Annotated in this window: 15 protein-coding genes and 1 riboswitch; of the genes, 7 read left to right on the top strand and 8 right to left on the bottom strand. The window is 73.4% G+C overall.

Features of this window, described 5'->3' with window-relative positions; all coding sequences use genetic code 11:
• Positions 1-31 precede the first annotated feature (31 nt).
• From ACGF5T_RS21510 to ACGF5T_RS21495, 4 genes are all read left to right on the top strand, one after another.
• Entirely contained in the window at positions 32-1,234 is a 1,203-nt protein-coding gene (locus ACGF5T_RS21510; protein WP_366766999.1) for an MFS transporter, read from the top strand.
• Positions 1,235-1,301: 67 nt separating this feature from the next.
• A riboswitch (cobalamin riboswitch) is annotated at positions 1,302-1,509 on the top strand.
• 42 nt (positions 1,510-1,551) lie between these two features.
• On the top strand, positions 1,552-2,592 hold the full coding sequence (locus tag ACGF5T_RS21505; protein ID WP_366766981.1) for an ABC transporter substrate-binding protein: 1,041 nt from the start codon (positions 1,552-1,554) through the stop codon (positions 2,590-2,592).
• Complete coding sequence (locus ACGF5T_RS21500) at positions 2,589-3,653, top strand: iron chelate uptake ABC transporter family permease subunit (protein WP_361015876.1); 1,065 nt, start codon at positions 2,589-2,591, stop codon at positions 3,651-3,653. The genes ACGF5T_RS21505 and ACGF5T_RS21500 overlap by 4 nt, the downstream gene beginning before the upstream one ends.
• A complete protein-coding gene (locus ACGF5T_RS21495) occupies positions 3,650-4,567 on the top strand; it encodes an ABC transporter ATP-binding protein (protein WP_366766982.1) in 918 nt (305 codons plus the stop codon). Before ACGF5T_RS21500 ends, ACGF5T_RS21495 begins: the two co-directional genes overlap by 4 nt.
• Positions 4,568-4,616: 49 nt before the next feature.
• On the opposite strand, the gene ACGF5T_RS21490 is transcribed toward ACGF5T_RS21495, so the two are convergent.
• Positions 4,617-5,273 carry a deoxynucleoside kinase gene (locus tag ACGF5T_RS21490; RefSeq protein WP_392888824.1) on the bottom strand — a complete coding sequence of 219 codons (657 nt, stop codon included), beginning with the start codon at positions 5,271-5,273 and terminating at the stop codon, positions 4,617-4,619.
• 550 nt (positions 5,274-5,823) lie between these two features.
• Between ACGF5T_RS21490 and ACGF5T_RS21485 the strand changes: the two genes are divergently transcribed.
• Entirely contained in the window at positions 5,824-7,329 is a 1,506-nt protein-coding gene (locus tag ACGF5T_RS21485; protein WP_356605442.1) for an aldehyde dehydrogenase family protein, read from the top strand.
• A 158-nt stretch (positions 7,330-7,487) separates the two neighbouring features.
• Here ACGF5T_RS21485 and ACGF5T_RS21480 read toward each other — a convergent pair whose 3' ends face one another.
• Complete coding sequence (locus ACGF5T_RS21480) at positions 7,488-8,114, bottom strand: TetR/AcrR family transcriptional regulator (protein ID WP_356605444.1); 627 nt, start codon at positions 8,112-8,114, stop codon at positions 7,488-7,490.
• 127 nt (positions 8,115-8,241) lie between these two features.
• Here ACGF5T_RS21480 and ACGF5T_RS21475 point away from each other — a divergent pair, with 127 nt between their 5' ends.
• Positions 8,242-9,381 (top strand): acyl-CoA dehydrogenase family protein, encoded by a 1,140-nt coding sequence (locus ACGF5T_RS21475; RefSeq protein ID WP_366767000.1) that lies wholly within the window; start codon positions 8,242-8,244, stop codon positions 9,379-9,381.
• A 99-nt stretch (positions 9,382-9,480) separates the two neighbouring features.
• Here ACGF5T_RS21475 and ACGF5T_RS21470 read toward each other — a convergent pair whose 3' ends face one another.
• The 6 genes from ACGF5T_RS21470 to ACGF5T_RS21445 form a co-directional block, all read right to left on the bottom strand.
• Positions 9,481-11,301 (bottom strand): AMP-dependent synthetase/ligase, encoded by a 1,821-nt coding sequence (locus ACGF5T_RS21470; RefSeq protein WP_366766983.1) that lies wholly within the window; start codon positions 11,299-11,301, stop codon positions 9,481-9,483.
• Positions 11,302-11,645: 344 nt separating this feature from the next.
• Positions 11,646-13,847, bottom strand: a complete 2,202-nt coding sequence (locus tag ACGF5T_RS21465) for a 3-hydroxyacyl-CoA dehydrogenase NAD-binding domain-containing protein (RefSeq protein WP_366766984.1) — start codon at positions 13,845-13,847, stop codon at positions 11,646-11,648.
• A 48-nt stretch (positions 13,848-13,895) separates the two neighbouring features.
• Positions 13,896-15,110 (bottom strand): acetyl-CoA C-acetyltransferase, encoded by a 1,215-nt coding sequence (locus ACGF5T_RS21460; protein WP_361015886.1) that lies wholly within the window; start codon positions 15,108-15,110, stop codon positions 13,896-13,898.
• 84 nt (positions 15,111-15,194) lie between these two features.
• Positions 15,195-16,343 (bottom strand): acyl-CoA dehydrogenase family protein, encoded by a 1,149-nt coding sequence (locus ACGF5T_RS21455; RefSeq protein ID WP_392888817.1) that lies wholly within the window; start codon positions 16,341-16,343, stop codon positions 15,195-15,197.
• Entirely contained in the window at positions 16,340-17,365 is a 1,026-nt protein-coding gene (locus ACGF5T_RS21450; protein WP_356605452.1) for an LLM class F420-dependent oxidoreductase, read from the bottom strand. The genes ACGF5T_RS21455 and ACGF5T_RS21450 overlap by 4 nt, the downstream gene beginning before the upstream one ends.
• Positions 17,365-18,519: a CaiB/BaiF CoA-transferase family protein gene (locus ACGF5T_RS21445; RefSeq protein WP_356605454.1), complete on the bottom strand. Its 1,155-nt coding sequence runs from the start codon at positions 18,517-18,519 to the stop codon at positions 17,365-17,367. The genes ACGF5T_RS21450 and ACGF5T_RS21445 overlap by 1 nt, the downstream gene beginning before the upstream one ends.
• 263 nt (positions 18,520-18,782) lie before the next feature.
• Between ACGF5T_RS21445 and ACGF5T_RS21440 the strand changes: the two genes are divergently transcribed.
• On the top strand, positions 18,783-19,520 hold the full coding sequence (locus tag ACGF5T_RS21440; protein ID WP_356605456.1) for a TetR/AcrR family transcriptional regulator: 738 nt from the start codon (positions 18,783-18,785) through the stop codon (positions 19,518-19,520).
• The last annotated feature ends 6 nt before the right edge of the window (positions 19,521-19,526 follow it).

The raw sequence follows: 19,526 nt of genomic DNA, 5'->3' as shown, positions 1-19,526 counted from the left end.
GCAGCGCTCCATCCTGCTCGACCTGGCCTTCCTGCGCCTGTGGACAGGCGCCACCGCGTCCGGCCTGGCCACCTGGGCCCTGCCCTTCGTGCTGGGTCTCGCCGTCTTCGACCGGACCCTGGCCGCCACCGACCTCGGCCTGCTGCTCGCGGCCCGCACGGTCGGCTTCCTCGCCGCGGTACCCGTGGCCGGGGTCCTGGCCGACCGGCACTCCCGCCGGGGTGTGGTGCTGTGGGCGGGGCTCGCCGCCGGAGGCTCGGCGCCGGTGATCGCCTTCGGCCTGGACCGCTCGGTGCTGCTGATGGCGGCGGCCGCCGCGGTGGCCGGAGCCGGCCAGGGCGCCTGCCGACCCGCCTACCAGGCCCTGACCGCCGAGGTGGTCGACGCCGGTCGCAGGCAACAGGCCAACGCCGCCATGACGTTGGCGGTACGGGTCACCACCCTCGTGGGCCCCTCCTCGGCCGCGCTGCTCGCCGTCTTCCTGGACACCTGGGCCCTGTTGATGGGCATCGGGCTCCTCTGGCTCGTCGCGGCCTGCGTGCCCGGACGCGGCGCCCGGCCCGGGGCCGGGGAGGACACGGCGGAGCCTTCGGCCGGGGCGGGCAGGGCGTCCCTGCTGAGCGAGTTCGCGGAGGGGGTCCGCGAGGCCCGCAGGCACCCGTGGTTCCTCGCCGGTCTGGGCGCGCTGACGGCCGTGATAGCCACCGGCTACTCCGCGACCGGCGTCGCCCTGCCCATGGTCAGCCGGGACGAGTACGGCACCGAGGTCGTTCTCGCGGGTGCGATGACCGCGTACACCGCCGGAGCGCTCGGCGGTGCGCTGCTCATCGCCCGCTGGCGTCCCCGCTCCCCCGGCTGGGCCGCCCTGGCCGGCCTCGCCGCCTACGGACTCGCCCCGCTCAGCCTCGTGCTGCCCGTGCACCCGGCCGTCGTGATGGCCGCGTACGCCGTCGCGGGCGTCGGCATCGAGCTGTTCAACGTGCCGTGGTTCACCGCCGCCCAGCGCGAGGTCGCCCCGGACAAACTGGCCCGGGTCTCCTCCCTGGACTTCCTGCTCTCGTACGGACTCGCCCCGGTCGGGCTCGCCCTCATCGCCCCCGCCATCGACGCCTTCGGCGTCACGGCGGTGCTCACGGGCTGCGCGGTCGTCTGCTTCACGGCGCCCGCGGTCGCCGCCCTGGTGCCGAGCGCACGCACCTTCTCCGCCGCCCGGGAGCGCGACGAGGCCCGCTGAGCGCCGCTGCGAAGGGGCCACCCCGGAGGAGGGTCGAAGGTCCGTCGGACCGTACGGGAGAGGGCTGTGATAGCTTCCGGACGCCAGTCGCACTCGTGAACGCGGCCTACGCGTACACGGGTCAGGGAATCCGGTGGGAATCCGGAACTGACGCGCAGCGGTGAGGGTGACGGGCGGGGCAGCAGCCACTGGACGACGGTCACGGCCGGGTCCGGGAAGGCGTTCCGCCGGGATGACCCCGAGTCCGAAGACCTGCTGGTGACCGATCGTTCGCACGGACCCCGCGCCTGGGTCCTGACGTTGAGGAAACCGACACCTTGCAGCTGTCACGTCCCGCCCGTCGTTCCGTCCTGCTCCTGACCGGGGCCCTGTTGCTCACCGGGTGCGGTTCCGGCTCGGGTTCCGGCTCGTCCGGAAAGCCCGCCGGCGCCGGGAAGCGCTCCGTCACGATCGACAACTGCGGGCGGAAGGTGACGGTCGAGGCCCCTCCGCAGCGGGCGGTGTCCCTGAACCAGGGCACCACCGAGATCCTGCTCTCCCTGGGCCTGGCCGACCGCATGGTGGGAACCGCCACCTGGACCGACCCGGTCCTCGCGGGTCTTGAGCGGGCGAACGAGAAGGTGCCCCGGCTCGCCGACGACCAGCCGTCGTTCGAGCGGGTCCTGGACGCCGAACCCGACTTCGTGGCCTCCTCCTTCACCTCCACCCTGGGCAAGGGCGGGGTGGCGCCCCGCGAGAAGTTCGAGGAGCTCGGCGTTCCCACGTACCTCTCGCCCGCCGACTGCGAGGGCAAGGACAACACCGGCGACGGCGACGGCTCCCGGAGCGAGCCCCTGGCCATGGACACCGTCTACCGCGAAGTGCGGGAACTGGCACGGGTCTTCGGGGTGGAGGAACGGGGCGAGAAGCTCGTCTCCGGGTTGGAGAGCCGGGTGGCGAAGGCCGCCGCCGGGACCGGCGCCGAGAACGCCACCGTCCTGTACTGGTTCGCGAACCAGGAGTCCCCCTACATGGCGGGCTGCTGCGGCGCGCCCGGCGTCATCACGAACGCGCTGGGCGCGAAGAACGTCTTCGACGACAGCACGCAGGAGTGGCCCCAGATCAACTGGGAGACGGTGGCCGACCGTGACCCCGACCTGCTCGTCATCGGCGATCTGACCCGCAGGTCGCAGACCGCCGAGTCGGCCGCGAAGAAGATCGCGTTCCTGGAGTCGAATGCGGCGACGAGGAACATGAAGGCGGTGCGGGCGAAGCGGTACGTGCTGCTCAGCGGGCAGGCCATGAACCCCACGATCCGTACGGTCGAGGGCGTCGAGAAGGTGGCCGCGGCGCTGCGCGAGCACGGCCTCGCCCGATGACCACCGCGCTGCGGTCCTCCCGGAAGGTCCGGCCGCCCGGCGCGGCCGGTGTGCTGCGCGGCCTGGCCGGTCTGGGCGGCGGGCTCGCGGTGCTCGCCGTGTCCGTCGCCGTGGCCATCACCGTCGGGCCGGCGGACATCGGCGTGGGCGACGCCTGGTCGGTGGTCGCCTCCCGCCTGGGCTGGGGGACGACGGAGCTGACTCCCATCCGGGAGGGCATCGTCTGGAACCTGCGGCTGCCCCGTACGGTGCTCGCCGCGGTGTGCGGCGCCGGGCTCGCCGTGTGCGGCGCGGTGATGCAGTCACTGCTGCGCAACCCGCTGGCCGACCCCTTCGTCCTGGGCGTCTCCTCCGGAGCGTCGACCGGCGCCGTGGTCGTGATCGTCCTCGGCGCGGGCGGCGGCGCCCTGACCGTCTCCGGCGGCGCGTTCGTGGGTGCGCTCGGCTCGTTCGCGCTGGTGCTGCTGCTCAGCCACACGCTCGGCGGGACGACGGACCGCGTGGTGCTGTCCGGGGTGGCGGCGATGCAGCTGTTCGCCGCCCTGACGTCGTTCGTGGTGACGACGGCGGCCGACGCGGAGACCACCCGGGGTGTGCTGTTCTGGCTGCTGGGGTCCCTCAGCGGGGCCGACTGGACCGAGGTGGGGCTGTGCCTGGCCGTGCTGGTGCTCGCCCTGGCGCTGTGCCTCGGGTACGCCCGCACCCTGGACGCCTTCGCCTTCGGCCAGGATGCCGCGGCGACCCTGGGCGTCTCGGTCGCCCGGACCCGACTGGTGCTGCTGTGCGTGACCGCCCTGCTGACCGCCGCGCTGGTCAGTTCGGCCGGCGCGATCGGTTTCGTCGGCCTGGTCCTGCCGCACGGCGCGCGGGCCCTGGTCGGCCCGGGGCACGCCCGGCTGCTGCCCGTCACCGCGCTCGCCGGCGCGGTCTTCCTGGTCTGGGCCGACACCCTGGCCCGTACCGTCCTCGATCCCCAGGAAGTGCCGGTGGGCGTGGTGACCTCGCTGGTCGGCGTCCCGGCGTTCGTCCTGGTCCTCTACCGCACGAGGAGGACGCGATGACGGCCGGTACCGGGCAGGGGACCGACGGGCGGACGACCCACGGGCAAGCAGCCGACGGGCAAGCAGCCGACGGACAGGCGTCCTACGGACAGGCGTCCCACGGACGGGCGTCCGCGGGGCAGCCGCCCGCCGAGCCGTCCACCCTCGCCGCCGATCGTGTGAGCCGTGCCCTGGGCGGGCGGCTGGTCCTCGACGGCGTCGGCCTCGCCCCGCGACCCGGTTCCGTGACCGGGCTGCTCGGACCCAACGGCTCCGGCAAGTCGACGCTGCTGCGGCTGCTGTCCGGCGTCCTCGCCCCCACCTGCGGGGTCGTCACCCTCGACGGGCGTCCCCTCGGCGACTGGGGCCGCCGCGCCGTGGCCCGGCGGGTGGCCGTCGTCGAGCAGCATGCCGACACCCTCGTCGAGCTGACCGTCCTCGACGTCGTACGCCTCGGTCGCGTCCCGCACCGCCGCGCCTGGACCCCCGTGACCGCGGCGGACGAGCGGGCCGTACGCACCGCCCTGGAGCGCACCGGCCTCACCGACCGCGCCGACCGGCCCTGGCACACGCTCTCCGGCGGCGAGCGCCAGCGCGTGCAGATCGCCCGTGCCCTGGCCCAGGAGCCGCGCGAGCTACTGCTGGACGAGCCGACCAACCACCTCGACGTCCAGCACCAGCTCGACCTGCTGGCCCTGGTCGCCGAGCTGCCCGTCACCAGCGTGATCGCCCTCCACGACCTGAACCTCGCGGCCATGTACTGCGACCAGGTCGTGGTGCTGCGGCAGGGCCGGGTGGTGGCCGCCGGCACCCCCGGCGAGACCCTGACCGAGTCCCTGATCGCCGACGTCTACGGCGTGCGTGCCGCGGTCACCCGTCCCGGCCCCGGCGACCGGCCGCACATCCGCTTCCTGGGCACGGTGGCCGGGAAGTGACGGCGGGCGTGGTCCCGTGGCGCGGTGCCGGTGCCGGTGCCGGACGGCTTCAGAGACGGGACCTGGCCGCCGCCAGGGCCGTCTCGACCTCCCGCAGCACCCGGGCCGCGTCGTCGGGGTCGTTCACCACGTCGGTGTGGTTCATGTCGACGACGAGGACCTCACTGGCCGAGTAGTGCTCGTACACCCAGGCGTCGTAGCCGGACCACAACGTCCGGTAGTACTCGACGAGGCCTTCGTCCTGCTCGAAGTCGCGGCCCCGCAGCCCGATCCGACGCAGCACCGTCGCGAAGTCCGCCTTGAGGTAGACCATGAGATCGGGCGCCTTGCGGTACGGCAGGCCGTCGATCTCGCGCATCATCTCGTGGAGCAGCCCCTCGTACACCCGCATCTCGAGGGAGCTGATCCGCCCCAGATCGTGGTTGACCTTGGCGAAGTACCAGTCCTCGTGGAGGGAGCGGTCGAGGACGTTGTCGCGCTGCTTGTACGCCTCCTTGATCGAGGCGAACCGGGTCTGCAGGAAGTAGAGCTGAAGCAGGAAGGGGTAGCGCTTCGCCCGGATCTCCTCGGGGCTCGCCGTGTAGAAGAGCGGGAGGATCGGGTTGTCCTCGACGCTCTCGAGGAAGACCTGGCTGCCCAGGCCCTTGGCGAGCATTTCGGCCACGCTCGTCTTGCCGATGCCGATCATGCCGCCGACGCAGATCACGGACGTACCTCGCTTCTTTCTCGGAACCTCCCCGCCCGGGCCGTACCGGGCGTGTCCCGAGGGGCCGGAGCGACCGCTCCGACGGTGTCGCGCTGGGCGACGCGCCACCGCTCAGCAGGCGCACCGAAAGGATAGATGACGCCCTCGCCGCGCACCGGCCCGGGACCGTCACCGCGTCCCGGTGCCCCCGGGTGGCCGCCCGGCCGGGCGTCGTCGACGAGCTGACGCCGCCCTCTATGAAACAACGCGATGGTTTCGGTATCTTCGACTCACAGGGGCGCTCCCGTCAGGAGCGTCGTCACCGACCATCCGTGCGTGCCGCGTCACCCGGCTCGCCGGCGGTCTCGTCCGGTACCCCGTGGGCCGGGCGTCGCCGTGCCCGTGTGTTCCGCGCGCCGGGACGCCTGGCGTCCAGGGTGTCCGGGGCGGCAGCCGCGGGGCCTCGGGGCGCGCGGCTGCCACCCCTTCGGCAGGGTTCGCGCCCGCCGCACCGCCCCCGAAGGGTCCTTCGGCGCGTCTCTCCGCGCCACGCTCCCCGTCAGGAGACCCGATGACCGACACCACCCCGGCCACCGCACCGAGCGCCTCGACCTTCTCCACGTACTCCCCCGCGACCCGCGAGCCGATCGCCGCGCATCCGGTGGACGGGCCGGAAGAGGTCTCCCGCGCCGTCGACCGCGCCCGGGCCGTCCAGGCCGGGTGGGCGGCGCTGCCCGCGGCCCGGCGCCGAGACCATCTGCTGCGCTGGAAGAAGGCCCTCGCCACCGACCTGGACGCCGTGGCCCGCACCATCGCCGAGGAGACCGGCAAACCGGCCGGTGACGCCGCGCTGGAGATCGTCCTCACGCTGGAGCATCTGGGCTGGGCCGCCCGCAACGCCGAGCGCGTACTGCGGCGGCGGAGGGTCGGTACCGGCCTGTTCACCGTCCACCAGCGAGCCTCGCTGGTGCACCGGCCGCTGGGTGTGGTGGGGGTGATCGGGCCCTGGAACTATCCGCTGTACACCCCGATGGGCTCCATCGGCTACGCCCTGGCCGCGGGGAACGCCGTGGTCTTCAAGCCGTCCGAACTGACCCCGGGCACCGGCGTGCTGCTGGCCGGGCTCTTCGACGCCGCCGTGCCCGGGCACGCCGGGCTGCTCACCACCGTCACCGGCGCGGCCTCCACCGGGGACGCCCTGGCCCGGTCCGGGGTGGACAAGCTGGCGTTCACCGGGTCGCCGGGGACGGCCCGCGCCGTGATGGCGGTGTGCGCCGAGACGCTGACGCCGTTCCTCGCCGAGTGCGGCGGGAAGGACGCGGTGATCGTCACCGCGGACGCGGACCTGGACGCGGCCGCCGACGCGATCGTGTGGGGTGCGCTGAGCAACGCGGGGCAGACCTGCGCCGGGGTGGAGCGCGTCTACGCGGTGGACGAGATCCACGCGGCGCTGTGCGCACGGGTGGTCGAGCGGGCGGGGGCGCTGCGCCCCGGTGCCGGGCCGGACGCCTCCTACGGTCCGATGACCCTGCCGGGCCAGGTCTCGGTCGTCGAGCGGCATGTGACCGGCGCGGTCTCGGCGGGGGCGCGTGCGCTGCTGGGCGGGCCCGAGTCGGTGCGTGCCCCGTACGTCGCGCCGGTCGTGCTGACCGGTGTTCCGGAGGACGCGCCGGCCATGGCGGAGGAGACCTTCGGGCCGGTGGTGGCGATCAACGCGGTGGCCGACGTGGACGAGGCCGTGGAGCGGGCCAACGCCTCGCGCTACGCGCTGGGGGCCGCGGTGTTCTGCCGCGGCGGGCGCGCCGGTGCGGCGATCGCGGCGCGACTGCGGGCCGGGGCGGTGTCGGTGAACTCGGTGCTCGGCTTCGCGGCGGTGCCGGCCCTGCCGTTCGGGGGGTCGCGGGAGTCCGGCTTCGGACGGATCCACGGGGCGGAGGGGCTGCGGGCGTTCACGTCCGTGCAGTCGACGACGGTGCAGCGGTTCACCCCGCCGGTCGCCTTGACCTCCTTCGAGGTTCCGGCCGCCGCGCGGGAACGCGCGGTGCGGCTGGCCCGGGCCCTGCACCGGCGCCGCTGAGCGGCCGGACCGCGCACCGCCGACCGAGCGCCCCGACGGCCCCGACGGCCCCGACGGCCATGAGCGCCGCACCGCCCGGGCGGACGTCCGGCCGGTGCGGCCGGTGCGGCCGGTGCGGCCGGTGCGGCCGGTGCGGCCGGTGCGGCCGGTGCGGCCGGTCAGGCGTCCAGCAGCGGGGCCAGGTAGCGGCGGGCGAAGGACCGGGCCTGGTCCTCGTCCTCCATCTCGATGCAACTGGCCGGGTTGAGCAGGAAGGACACCGCGACCCGCACCATCAGTTCGGCGACCGGGCGCGCGTCCTCGTCGGGGCGGCCCTCGACCTGCTGCGCCCGGCGCAGGTGGACCGTGAGGTACTCGACGGTGGCGGAGAGCGAGGAGCTGCCCTGCACGGTCAGATAGGGCAGTACCACCTCGGGTTCCAGGCGCAGCAGGCCGCCGAAGAGCGGATGGGCGCGGGTGTGGCGCAGGGCGACCACGAAGCCCTCGACGACCCGCTCCTTCATCGTCGGCTGCGCCGCGACCGCCGAGTCCAGCCGCTGGAAGAACCTGCGCAGCTCACGCAGCAGCGTGTCCTCGACCAGCTTGTCCTTGGTCTGGAAGCGCCGGTAGACGGTGACCCGGGAGACGCCCGCCCGCTTGGCCACGTCGTCCACGGAGGAACGGCGCAGCCCCAGCAGGGTGAACTGCTCCAGCGCCGCGTCGAGGATCCGCTGCGCCGTGCCGTCCTCCGGCTCCGGCTGGGCGAGGGCTCGGCCGAGCCACGGGTCGTTCGTGTCAGTTGTCATGGTGCGTCTCACGATACCGGCGTACGTCTCCCGGTGAGACGCTGAAACACCTATCATTTCTTTGTAACTCACACCGTGTCCGCACGTGATCGAGCCGCCGACCGGCATCCGCACCCCGGAGGACCTGATGGGTAGTCGCCTCACCGAAGAACAGACCGCTTTCGCCGCGGCCGTACGCGATTTCGCCACACGCGAGTGCGGTACCCGGCAGCAGCGCGACGCGCTGACGGAGGGCGGCCGGGAGGCCCACCACCCGGGGTTGTACGGCCGGCTCGCCGACCTGGGCTGGCTCGGGGTGTGCCTGTCCGAGGAGTACGGGGGCTCCGGCGGCGGTCTGGCGGACGCCTGCCTCTTCCTGGAGGAGACCTCGTACGGGATGGTGCCGTGCGGAGGGTTCGTCACCACGGTCATCACCGCGAAGGCCTACGAGCGGTTCGGCACCGAGCGGCAGCGCAAGGAGGTGCTGCCCGGCGCCGTACGCGGTGACGTCCTGTCGATCGCCATGTCGGAGCCGGGTGCCGGGTCGGACGTGGGCGCCCTGCGCTGCCGGGCCCGTCAGGAGAAGGACGGCACGTGGGTGATCGACGGGCAGAAGACCTGGATCTCCAACGCGCACTGCGCACGGAGCATCCTGCTGGTGGCCCGCACCGGCGAGGACAAGCACGGCGGCCTGACCATGTTCCATCTGCCCGCCGCGACCCCGGGCGTGGAGGTGCGGGGCATCGACACCATGGGCGGCCGGGAGGTCAACGACGTCTTCCTCACCGGCGTACGGCTGCCCGCGGACGCCGTCGTCGGACAAGTGGACGAGGGTTGGCGGCAGTTGATGGCCGGTCTGAACTACGAGCGGCTCTTCCTGGCCGCGAACATGCTGGGCCTGGCACGCCGCGCCTTCGACGACGCCGTCGGCTACGTGCGCGAACGGGAGCAGTTCGGCCGGCCCGTCGGCTCCTTCCAGGCCCTGCGGCACCGGATCGCCGATCTCGCCACCGAGATCGAGTGCACCCGGCTGCTGGTGCGCGAGGTGGCCCTGGACTGCGACGCGCGGCCCGACGAGCTGTTCCCCCGCGAGGCGTCCATGGCCAAGCTGAAGGCCACCGAGGTCGCCAAGCGGGCCGCCCTGGAGGGCATGCAGATGATGGGCGGCTACGGCTACACCACGGAGTTCGACATGGAGCGCCACCTGCGGGCCGCGGTCGTCTCGACGGTCTACGGCGGGACCAGCGAGATCCAGCGGGACGTCATCGGCAGGACCTACGGGCTCTGAGCCCTCGCCCGGTGCGCGGCCGCCCACCCCTCGCCAGGGGTGGGCGGCCGTGACCCCGCGCGGTGGCCCGGGGGTCCACGGCCCGAGGGGGCCGCCCGCTCACTCCCGGTACAGCTCGGCCAACGCGTCGGCGTACTTGTCGCGGATGACGCGGCGCCGCATCTTCAGCGACGGGGTCAGCTCTCCGGTCGCCGGCCCCCACTCCTCGGTCAGCAGTTCGTACCGCTTGACCTGCTCGCTGCGGTTGAGCCGGGTGTTGGCGGCGGCCACCGCGCGCTCCACCTCCGCCCGGACGACGGGGTGCCGCGCCAGCCGGGCCGGGCCCCCCGCCGTCTCCACGCCGTGGGCCGCGGCCCAGGCCGGGGCGGTCTCCGCGTCGAGCACCAGCAGGGCGACCAGGTAGGAGTGCTCGTCGCCGTGCACCATCGCCTGTCCGATCAGCGGGTGTTCCTTGAGCGCGTTCTCCACCAGGGCCGGCGACACGTTCTTGCCGGTGGAGGTGATGATCATCTCCTTCTTCCGGTCGGTGAGCCAGAGGTAGCCGTCCTCGTCGATCCGGCCGATGTCGCCGGTGGCCAGCCAACCGTCGGCGTCCAGGGCGGAGCGCACCGAGCCGTCCGGCTGGAGGTAGCCGGAGAACACGGAGGTGCCCCGCACCAGGATCTCCCCGTCCTCGGCGACCCGGATCTCCACGGACTCCACCGGGCGCCCCACCGAACCGAGCCGGAAACCGGTCTTCGGGCTGTTGCTGGTGGCCACGCCGGTGGTCTCGGTCAGCCCCCAGGCATCCATGATGACGATGCCGAAACCGGCCCAGAACTCGACCACGTCGGCCGCCATCGGCGCCGACGCGCTGGCCGACCAGGTCACCCGGTCCAGCCCGCCCGCGGCCAGCATGGGCAGCAGCACGTCCTCGCGTACGCGGGTGTAGCGCTTCTCCAGCTCGGCGGGCGGCGTCTCGCCCCGCTCGCGGTACCCGACGTGCTCGCGGGCGACCTCGAAGGCCTCGTCGATGACCGCCCGCTGGTCGGCCGGCATCAGCGACAGCACGGCCCGCACGGCGGCGGACAGCTTCTCCCAGATCCTCGGCACCCCGAAGAACTGCGCGGGGCGCACCGTGCGCACCACCTCGCCGACGCGCGTCGGATCGGCGCAGAGGCGGACGTGCGAGGCCCGGTGACAGGGCAGGTAGATGCCCAGCATCCGCTCGGCGATGTGGGCGAACGGCAGGTAGCAGATGTGCTCGACGTGCGGGGGCAGTTCGACCACGGCGTCGAGGGCCAGGGAGTTGGACATCACCGCGCGGTGGGTGAGGACCACGCCCTTGGGTTCACCGGTGGTGCCGGAGGTGTACACGACGGTCAGCGGGTCCTCGGGGCGGGCTGTGTCCAGTTGCGCGTCGAAGCCCTCCGGCACCGGCTCGCGCAGTAGGCCGGCGTACGGGACGTGGGGTTCCCGCGCACCCGCCTGGGCCACCACCAGTCGCTCCAGCGGGGTGTCGGCGTCGGCCAGCAAGGGCTCCCACACCGCGACCTGGGCGGCCCCGTCCACCACGGCGAGGCGGGCCCGGCAGTTGCGGGCGATGTGGGTGATCTGCTCGGGGGCCGCGGTGTTGTAGACGCTGACCGGTACCGCGCCGAGGCGGACCAGCGCCAGGTCCGACAGCCAGTGCTCGGGCCGGTTGGTCATCATCATCAGCACGTGGTCGCCGCGGCGGACGCCGAGGGCGTGGTAGCCGGCGGCGAGGCGCCGGGTGTGCTCGTGGATCTCCGCCCAGCTGAACGTCGTCCAGTGGCCGTCCGCGTCCTCCGGCTGCCAGGAGAGGCCGGGGAGTCGCGGGTACTCGCGTGCGTTGCGGGCCAGCAGGTGCGGCAGGGTCCGGTCGGCCGGGTCGTCGGCGGTGCCGGGAGCTGATGTCATCGGGGCCTCCTTGCTGATCGGAAGGGAACGGCCGGCGGCGACCGGGGAGGGAGGGCCCCTGAGGGCGTGCCCGGTGAAGCCGGGGTGGAGCGGGGTGGAGCGCCCGCGGGCCCCCGAGGGGAGCGAGGGGCTGGAGGCGGGTCGGGGGCGAGGGGGGCGGGGCAAGGGCTGGGGGCGGGGCAAGAACCGGGAGCCAAGGGGCGGGAACCAGCAGCCGACCCCCGGGAACCACCCCACCCGACACCCGGGAACCCGCCCGACCCCCGGGAACCGCCCGACCTCCGAGAACCGGTCGGCAGCCGCGCTCCCCCGGCGGCGCCACCGGGCGGCCCCCTCCGTCGGGATCAGCGGTCGGTGAAGGTCTCTCCCCGCTCGGCCTTGCGCAGCAGCAGTTCGGGCGGGGCGAAGCGCTCGCCGTGTCGTGCGGCCAGCTCCCGCGCGCGGGCCACGCAGCCCGGCAGCCCGGTCCCGAACCGGGCGCCGCCGTCGTAGCCGTTGAGGTACTGCAGGACGCCGCCCGTCCACGGTGGGAATCCGATGCCGAGCAGCGAGCCGACGTTGGCGTCCGCGACCGAGGCCAGCACTCCCTCCTCCAGGCAGCGCACCGCGTCCAGGGCTTCGACGAGGAGCATCCGGTCCATCAGCTCGGTCAGGTCGGCCGGTTGCCCCGCCGGATCGGTGAAGTGTTCACGCAGCCCCGGCCAGAGCCCGGCGCGCCTGCCGTCGACGTAGTCGTAGAAGCCCGCGCCGCCGGACCGGCCGGGGCGGCCGAACTCGTCGATCATGCGGTCCACCACCGCGTCCGCGGGGTGCGGCTGCCACGTGCGGCCCGACGCCTCGGCCGCGCTGCGGTTCTCCTCGCGGATCCGGCGCGGGAGGGTGAGGGTGAGCTCGTCCATCAGGCCGAGGACCTTGGCCGGGTAGCCGGCCTGGGCGGCGGCCTGCTCGACGGAGGCCGGCTCGATGCCCTCCCCCACCATGGCGACGCCCTCGTCGAGGAAGCGGCCGATGACACGGGAGGTGAAGAACCCGCGCGAGTCGTCGACCACGATCGGCGTCTTGCCGAGCCGGCGCACCAGGTCGAAGGCCCGGGCCAGCGCCTCGTCCCCGGTCTCCTCACCCTTGACGATCTCCACCAGCGGCATCCTGTCGACCGGTGAGAAGAAGTGCAGGCCGACGAAGTCCCGCGGCCGCCGGACCCCCTCGGCGAGGACGGTGATGGGCAGGGTGGAGGTGTTCGAGGCCAGCAGCGCGTCCGGCGCGACGACCTCCTGCACCTCCTGGAACACCTTGTGCTTGACACCCGTGTCCTCGAAGACGGCCTCGATCACGGCGTCGCAGCCGGCCAGGTCCCGGAGGTCGGTGGTCGCGGTGATGCGGGCCAGCAGGGCGTCCGCCTGCTCCCGGGTGATCCGGCCGCTGGACACCGCTCGGGCGCACAGCCGCTCGGAGTGCGCCCGGCCCCGCGCCGCCGCCTCGGCGGAGACGTCCTTCAGTACGACGTCGAGCCCGGCCCGGGCACAGGAGTGGGCGATGCCCGCGCCCATCATGCCCGCGCCGAGCACGCCCACCCGGGTCACCCCGCGCGGTGCGACGCCCGCCGGCCGGCCGGCACCGGCGTCGACCGCCTGGAGATCGAAGAAGTACCCCTGGATCATGTTCTTGGTGATCTGCCCGGTGACCAGTTCCGTCAGGTACCGGGCCTCCACCACGAAGGCCGTGTCCAGGTCGACCTGGGAGCCCTCCACGGCCGCCGCGAGGATGCCGTGCGCGGCCGGGCACGGGGCGCCGCCCGTCTTCCTGGTCAGGAGCGCGGTCAGGGCGGGGAGCCGCGCGGCCAGCTCCGGGTCCGCGGGAGTGCCGCCGGGGATGCGGTGGCCGGGGGCGTCCCAGGGCTGCGTGGACCGCGGGTGCGCGTCGATGAAGGCCCGGGCCGCCGCGAGCAGTTCGCCCGGTCCGGTGGCGATCTCGTCGACCAGACCCGCCTCGAGGGCGTGCGCCGGACCGTACCGGGTGCCTTCCAGGAGCACCTTCCGCAGTGCGTCCACGACGCCGAACATACGGACCGTACGGGTCACTCCCCCGCCGCCGGGGAGCAGCCCGAAGGTGACCTCGGGGAGCCCGACCAGGGCGGCGGGGCTGTCCAGCACCACACGGTGGTGGCAGGCCAGGGCGATCTCGTAACCTCCGCCCAGCGCCGCGCCGTTGATCGCGGCCACCACGGGTGCGCCGAGGGTCTCCAGGACGCGCAGCGCGCGCTTGACGCGCATTCCGGCCTCGAAGGAGGCGCCCGCGGTCTCCGGTGTGACGGAGATCAGATCGCGCAGGTCGCCGCCGGCGAAGAAGCTCTTCTTGGCGGAGGTGACGATGACGCCCCGGACGGAGTCACGGCGTTCCGTCAGCCGCGCCGCGACGGCGTCCAGCGAGTCGATGAACGCGGCGTTCATGGTGTTGACGGACTGGTCCGGGTCGTCGAGGACGAGGGTGACGACGCGGTCGTCGCTCTCCTCCCAGCGGATGGTGGCGGGCCGTGCGGTGGTGTCCATGGCTGAGGTCTCCCGGGAAGGCGGACGACTACGGGTCCTGACGGCCGTTCAGAGGCGTTCGACGACGGTGGCGATGCCCATGCCGCCGCCGACGCACAGGGTGGCCAGCCCGTACCGCAGGTCGCGCCGCGCCAGTTCGTCGACGAGGGTGCCGAGGATCATCGCGCCGGTGGCGCCGAGGGGGTGCCCCATGGCGATCGCCCCGCCGTTGACGTTGACCTTGTCCGGACTCAGGCCCAGGTCCTTGACGTAGCGCAGGACGACGGCGGCGAAGGCCTCGTTGATCTCGACGAGGTCGATGTCGTCGATGGTCAGCCCGGCCCTGGCGAGCGCCTTGCGGGAGGCGGGCGCGGGTCCGGTCAGCATGATCGTGGGGTCGGCCCCGGACACGGCCGCGGAGACGATCCGGGCCCGTGGGGTCAGGCCGTGGCGCTCGCCGGCCTCCTTGCTGCCGAGGGCGACCAGAGCGGCGCCGTCGACGATGCCGGAGGAGTTGCCCGCGTGGTGGACGTGGTCGATCCGCTCCACCCAGTGGTACTTCTGCAGCGCCACCGCGTCGAAGCCGGCCGTTTCGCCCGGCCGCGCGAAGGAGGGGGTCAGCCCGGCCAGGCTCTCGGCGGTGGTGCCGGGCCGCATGTGCTCGTCCCGGTCGAGGACCAGCCGCCCGGTGCGGTCCCGCACGGGGACGACGGAGCGGTCGAAGCGCCCGTCCTTCCAGGCGGCGGCCGCCCGCTCCTGGGAGAGCGCGGCGTAGGAGTCCACGTCGTGCCGGGAGAAGCCCTCCAGCGTGGCGATCAGGTCGGCGCCGATGCCCTGCGGGACGAAGCCGGTGGCGTGCGCGGTTCGCGGGTCCAGGGCCCAGGCGCCGCCGTCACTACCCATCGGGACCCGTGACATGGACTCCACGCCGCCCGCCAGGACCAGGTCCTCCCAGCCCGAACGGATTTTCGCCGCCGCCAGGTTGACGGCTTCGAGTCCGGAGGCGCAGAAGCGGTTCTCCTGTACGCCCGCCACCGTGTCCGGCAGTCCCGCGAGGAGGGCGGCCGTCCGGGCGATGTCCGCGCCCTGGTCGCCCAGGGGGCTGACCACGCCGAGCACGATGTCGTCCACCGCCGCCGGGTCGAGGTCGGGGAAGCGGCGGAGGGTCTCGTGGATCAGGCCGACGACCAGGTCGACCGGTTTGGTGCCGTGCAGGGCCCCGCCGGCCTTGCCGCGTCCGCGCGGGGTGCGGATCGCGTCGTACACGTACGCATCGGTGCTCACCTTGGGTGCCTTCCGGGTCGGGTGGGTCACAGGTCGCGGACACCGCGTCCGGGTGACCGGCGGTGGTGCGGGTCCGGTGCGGACTCAGTGGAGCAGCGAGCGGCCGATGATCTCCTTCATGATCTCGGTGGTGCCGCCGTAGATGGTCTGGACCCGGCTGTCGAGGAACGCCCGGGCGACGCGGTACTCGCTCATGTAGCCGTAGCCGCCGTGCAGTTGGAGACAGCGGTCGACGACGCGCTTCTGCAGTTCGGTGGCCCACCACTTGGCCATCGAGGCGTGCACGGCGTCGAGCCGTCCCTGGCCGTGCTCGGTGACGCACCGGTCGACGAAGGTCCGGGTGACGGCGGTCTCGGTGGCCATCTCGGCGATCTCGAAACGGATGTGCTGGAGGCCGGACAGCGGTCTGCCGAAGGCCTCGCGTTCCTTGACGTACCGCGTGGTGACGTCGAGGATCTCCTCCGCCGCGGCGGCGGCGCCGATGGCGATGGCCAGGCGTTCCTGAGCCAGGTTGCCCATGAGGTAGGTGAAGGCCTGGTTCTCCTCCCCCAGCAGGTTCTCCTTGGGGACCCGCACGTCGTCGAAGAACAGTTCGGCGGTGTCCTGGGCCTTCTGGCCGATCTTGTCGAGGTTGCGGCCGCGTGCGAAGCCCTGCGTTCCGCGCTCGACGACCAGCAGGCTCTGGCCGCCGCTGCCGCCCTCGGGGGTGGTGCGGGCGACCACGACGACGAGGTCGGCGAGGATGCCGTTGGAGATGAAGGTCTTGGCTCCGTTGAGCAGGTAGTGGTCGCCCTCGTCGGTGGCGGTGGTGCGGATGCCCTGGAGGTCGGAGCCGGCGCCGGGTTCGGTCATGGCGATGGCGGTGACGAGGTCGCCGGAGGTGAAGCCGGGCAGCCAGCGGCGCTTCTGCTCCTCGTCGGCGAGCCGGGTCAGGTACGGGCCGACGATGTCGTTGTGCAGGCTCAGGGCCAGCCCGGAGGCTCCGGCGCGGGCGAACTCCTCGATGAGGACGGCGCTGTACCGGAAGTCGTCGGTGCCGCCGCCTCCGTACTCCTCCGCCACGGCCATGCCGAGCAGGCCCTGCCGGCCGGCCGAGCGCCAGACCTCGCGATCGACGACGCCTTCCCTCTCCCAGCGTTCGTGGTGCGGGGCCACCTCCTTGGTGAGGAAGGCCCGCACCGTCTCGCGGAATGCCTCGTGGTCAGGACCGTACAGACGGCGTTCCAGTGTCACAGCCAACTCCTCACGCGCTCGATCAGCCGAGCGGGGTCGGGACCGACGGGGGTGACGTTGAGCATCGTCACGCCCGCCTCGCGGAAGACCTCGACGCGGTCGCGGACATAGCCCTCCGGGCCGGCCAGGCACAGCCGCTCCAGCAGTTCGGCCGGGACGGCGGCCTCCGCGTCCTTCTTGCGGCCGGCGAGGTAGTGCTCCTGGACGGCGGCCGCGGCGGCCTCGTATCCGTAGGAGCAGACCAGGTCGTGATAGAAGTTGCGGCCCGGCGCGCCCATGCCGCCGACGTAGAGGGCGACGGTGGGACGCATCAGGTCGCGGACGGCCTCGGCGTCGTCGCCGACGGCGAGGAGCCCGCCCGCGACGACGGACAGCGGCCCGAGCGCGGGGTCGCGCCGCGCGGTGCCCTCGGCGAGTGGCCTGCCCCAGACCTCGGCGGCGTGCTCGGGGACGTAGAGGAAGGGCAGCCATCCGTCGGCGATCTCGGCGGTCATCCGGACGTTGGCCGGGCCGAGGGCGGCGACGTGTACGGGGACGGTGTCCCGGACCGGGTGGTTCAGCAGCTTGAGCGGCTTGCCGGCCGTGCCTCCCTTCTCCGGCGGCAGGGGCAGGTCGGTGATGCCGTGGTGCTCGATCACCTCGCGCCGCCAGATCCGCCGGGACAGCTCGATCACCTCGCGGGTGCGGCCCAGCGGGCGGTCGTAGCGGCGGCCGTGCCAGCCCTCGACGACCTGCGGCCCGGAGGCGCCGATGCCGAGCAGGGCGCGGCCGCCGGTGAGCGCGTCGAGTCCGGCGGCCGTCTGGGCGATCAGTGCGGGGGTGCGTGAGTAGACGTTGAGGATCGCCGAGCCGATCCGCATCCGCTCGGTCCGCGCGGCGAGGTACCCCATGACGGTCGGGGAGTCGAAGCCGTAGGCCTCGGCCACCCACACGGCGTCGAGGCCCGCGGACTCCAGGGCGGCGGCCCGGTCCGCGGCGGCGCGCGGATCGCCGGCGTAGGCGAGGGGGGAGGACAGTTCCATCAGCGGTGGTCCTTCAGCAGTTCGGGTACGTCCCAGTCGCGGGCCACGTCGGGGGTGTGGGCGCCGGGGACGGCCGGCGGGCGCCGGAGGGTGCCGGGGGTGCGGGAGAAGCGGGGGGCCGGGGCGGGCTGGGTGACGCCGAACGCCTCGGTGTAGGTACCGCGTCCGCTCAGGTGCGGGTGGCCGGCCGCCTCGTACAGCGAGAGCACGGGTGCGACACAGGCGTCGGTGCCTTCGAAGACGGCCGTCCACTCCTCTCGGGTGGCGGTCTTGAACCGCGCGGTGAACAGGGCCCGCAGCTCGGGCCAGTTGCGCGGGTCGGCGCGGTCGGGCAGCTTCTCGCCGTCCAGGCCCAGGAGGGTTACGTACACCGCGTAGAACTGCGGTTCCAGGGCGCCGACGGCCATCCAGCCGCCGTCGGCGGTCTCGTAGACGCCGTAGTGGGGGCAGCCTCCGTCCAGCAGGTTGCGGCCGCGCGCGTCGCGCCAGGTGCCCTCGGCGAGCATGCCCCAGAACATGGCGGTCAGGTGCGCGGCGCCGTCCACGATCGCGGCGTCCACCACCTGGCCGCGGCCGGTGGCACGGGCGGTGAGCAGCGCGGCGAGGACGCCGGTGGCCAGGTAGAGGGAGCCGCCCGCGTAGTCGCCCAGCAGGTTGACGGGGAGGGCGGGCGGCCCGTCCGGTGCGCCGATCATGGAGAGGGCTCCGGCGGTGGCGATGTACCCGACGTCGTGTCCGGCCCGGGGCGCGAGGGGCCCGTGCTGGCCCCAGCCGGTCATCCTGCCGTACACCAGCGCGGGGTTGACGGCCGTGCACTCCTCGGGCCCGATCCCGAGCCGCTCGGCGACACCGGGACGGTACCCCTCCAGCAGGATCTCGGCGCGTGCCGCCAGCGCCCGCACGGTCCGCGGGCCCTCGGGAGTCTTCAGGTCGACCACCACGGAGCGCTTGTTGCGGTTGGTCACGTCGTGGGAGGGAGCGCCGCCGAGCAGCGAGGGGCCGGGGCGGTCCACGCGCACCACGTCGGCGCCCAGGTCGGCGAGGAGCATCGCGGCGAACGGGCCGGGGCCGATCCCCGCCAGTTCGACCACGCGCACGCCGTCGAGCGGTCCCGCCGTGCGAGGGCCGGGAGGGTCGGGGCGGTGAGGGCTCATGGGTTCCTTTCCCGGAGCACGGCGGACGCACCGCCGACTCGACCGAGGACTTACTGAGCGTTCGCTAAAACGTAGGAGCGGGACGGCGACCGGTCAACTCCCCTGACAGATCGAGTTTTCGAGGGATCACGCCGGGGAAGTGACCTCAGGCGGAGGGAGGTTCGCCGGAGTTTCCTGATCGACCGCTAAGTAGCCTTGAGGGAGATTTTCCTGAGGAGCGGCCGTACCATGTGGCCGACCGCCGTCCGTCCCGAGGAGAGCCGTTGAACACCGAGCCGAGCCAGGACCCCACGCCCCCGGCGGCACACTGGCGCTCCTACGGACCGCTGGACCTGCACCCGATCCTGCTGCACGCCATGGAGGCCTTCAACGAGCAGGGCTACCACGGCACTTCGGTCCGGGACATCGCCGGCCGGGTCGGTGTCACCGTGCCCGCGCTGTACTACCACTACGCGAACAAGCAGGCCCTGCTGGCCACCTTGCTGGAGACCTCCATCAAGGACGTCCTGGACCGCTGCCGGTCCGCGGCCGGCGAGGGCGGGGACGACCCGCTGGCCCGCTTCAGCGGCATGGTCGAGTCGATCGTGCTGTACATGGCGCACCGACGGCGGCTGGCCTTCCTGGACACCGAGATCCGCAGCCTGGAGCCCGAGAACCGGGCACGCTACGTGGCCCTGCGCGACTACCTCGAGCACATGCTGCTGGACACGGTCGAGGCGGGCCGGGCGCAGGGCGTCTTCACCACGCCGATCCCGGCCGACGCCGTGCGTTCGGTGCTCATCATGTGCCAGGGCGTCGCCAACTGGTTCCGCGCCGACGGCCCCCTCAGTGCCGAGGAGGTCGCCGAACGCCACGTCCTGCTCAGCCTCGGCACCGTGGGCCACCCCGGCGTGGTCACCGGCGCCACGACGCTGCCGCTCCCCCGGCGCTCCTCGCCGCGCGCCCCCTCCCCCGCCCAGGCTCCCCCCGACCGGGACACCGCACCGCCCGTGCCGCGCTGAGGCACG

This window comes from Streptomyces sp. NPDC047853, from assembly GCF_043204535.1.
In the GTDB taxonomy this organism is placed as follows: Bacteria; Actinomycetota; Actinomycetes; order Streptomycetales; family Streptomycetaceae; genus Streptomyces.
Note: the sequence above shows the minus strand (reverse complement) of the source record. Positions and strands in the feature narration are given on the sequence as shown.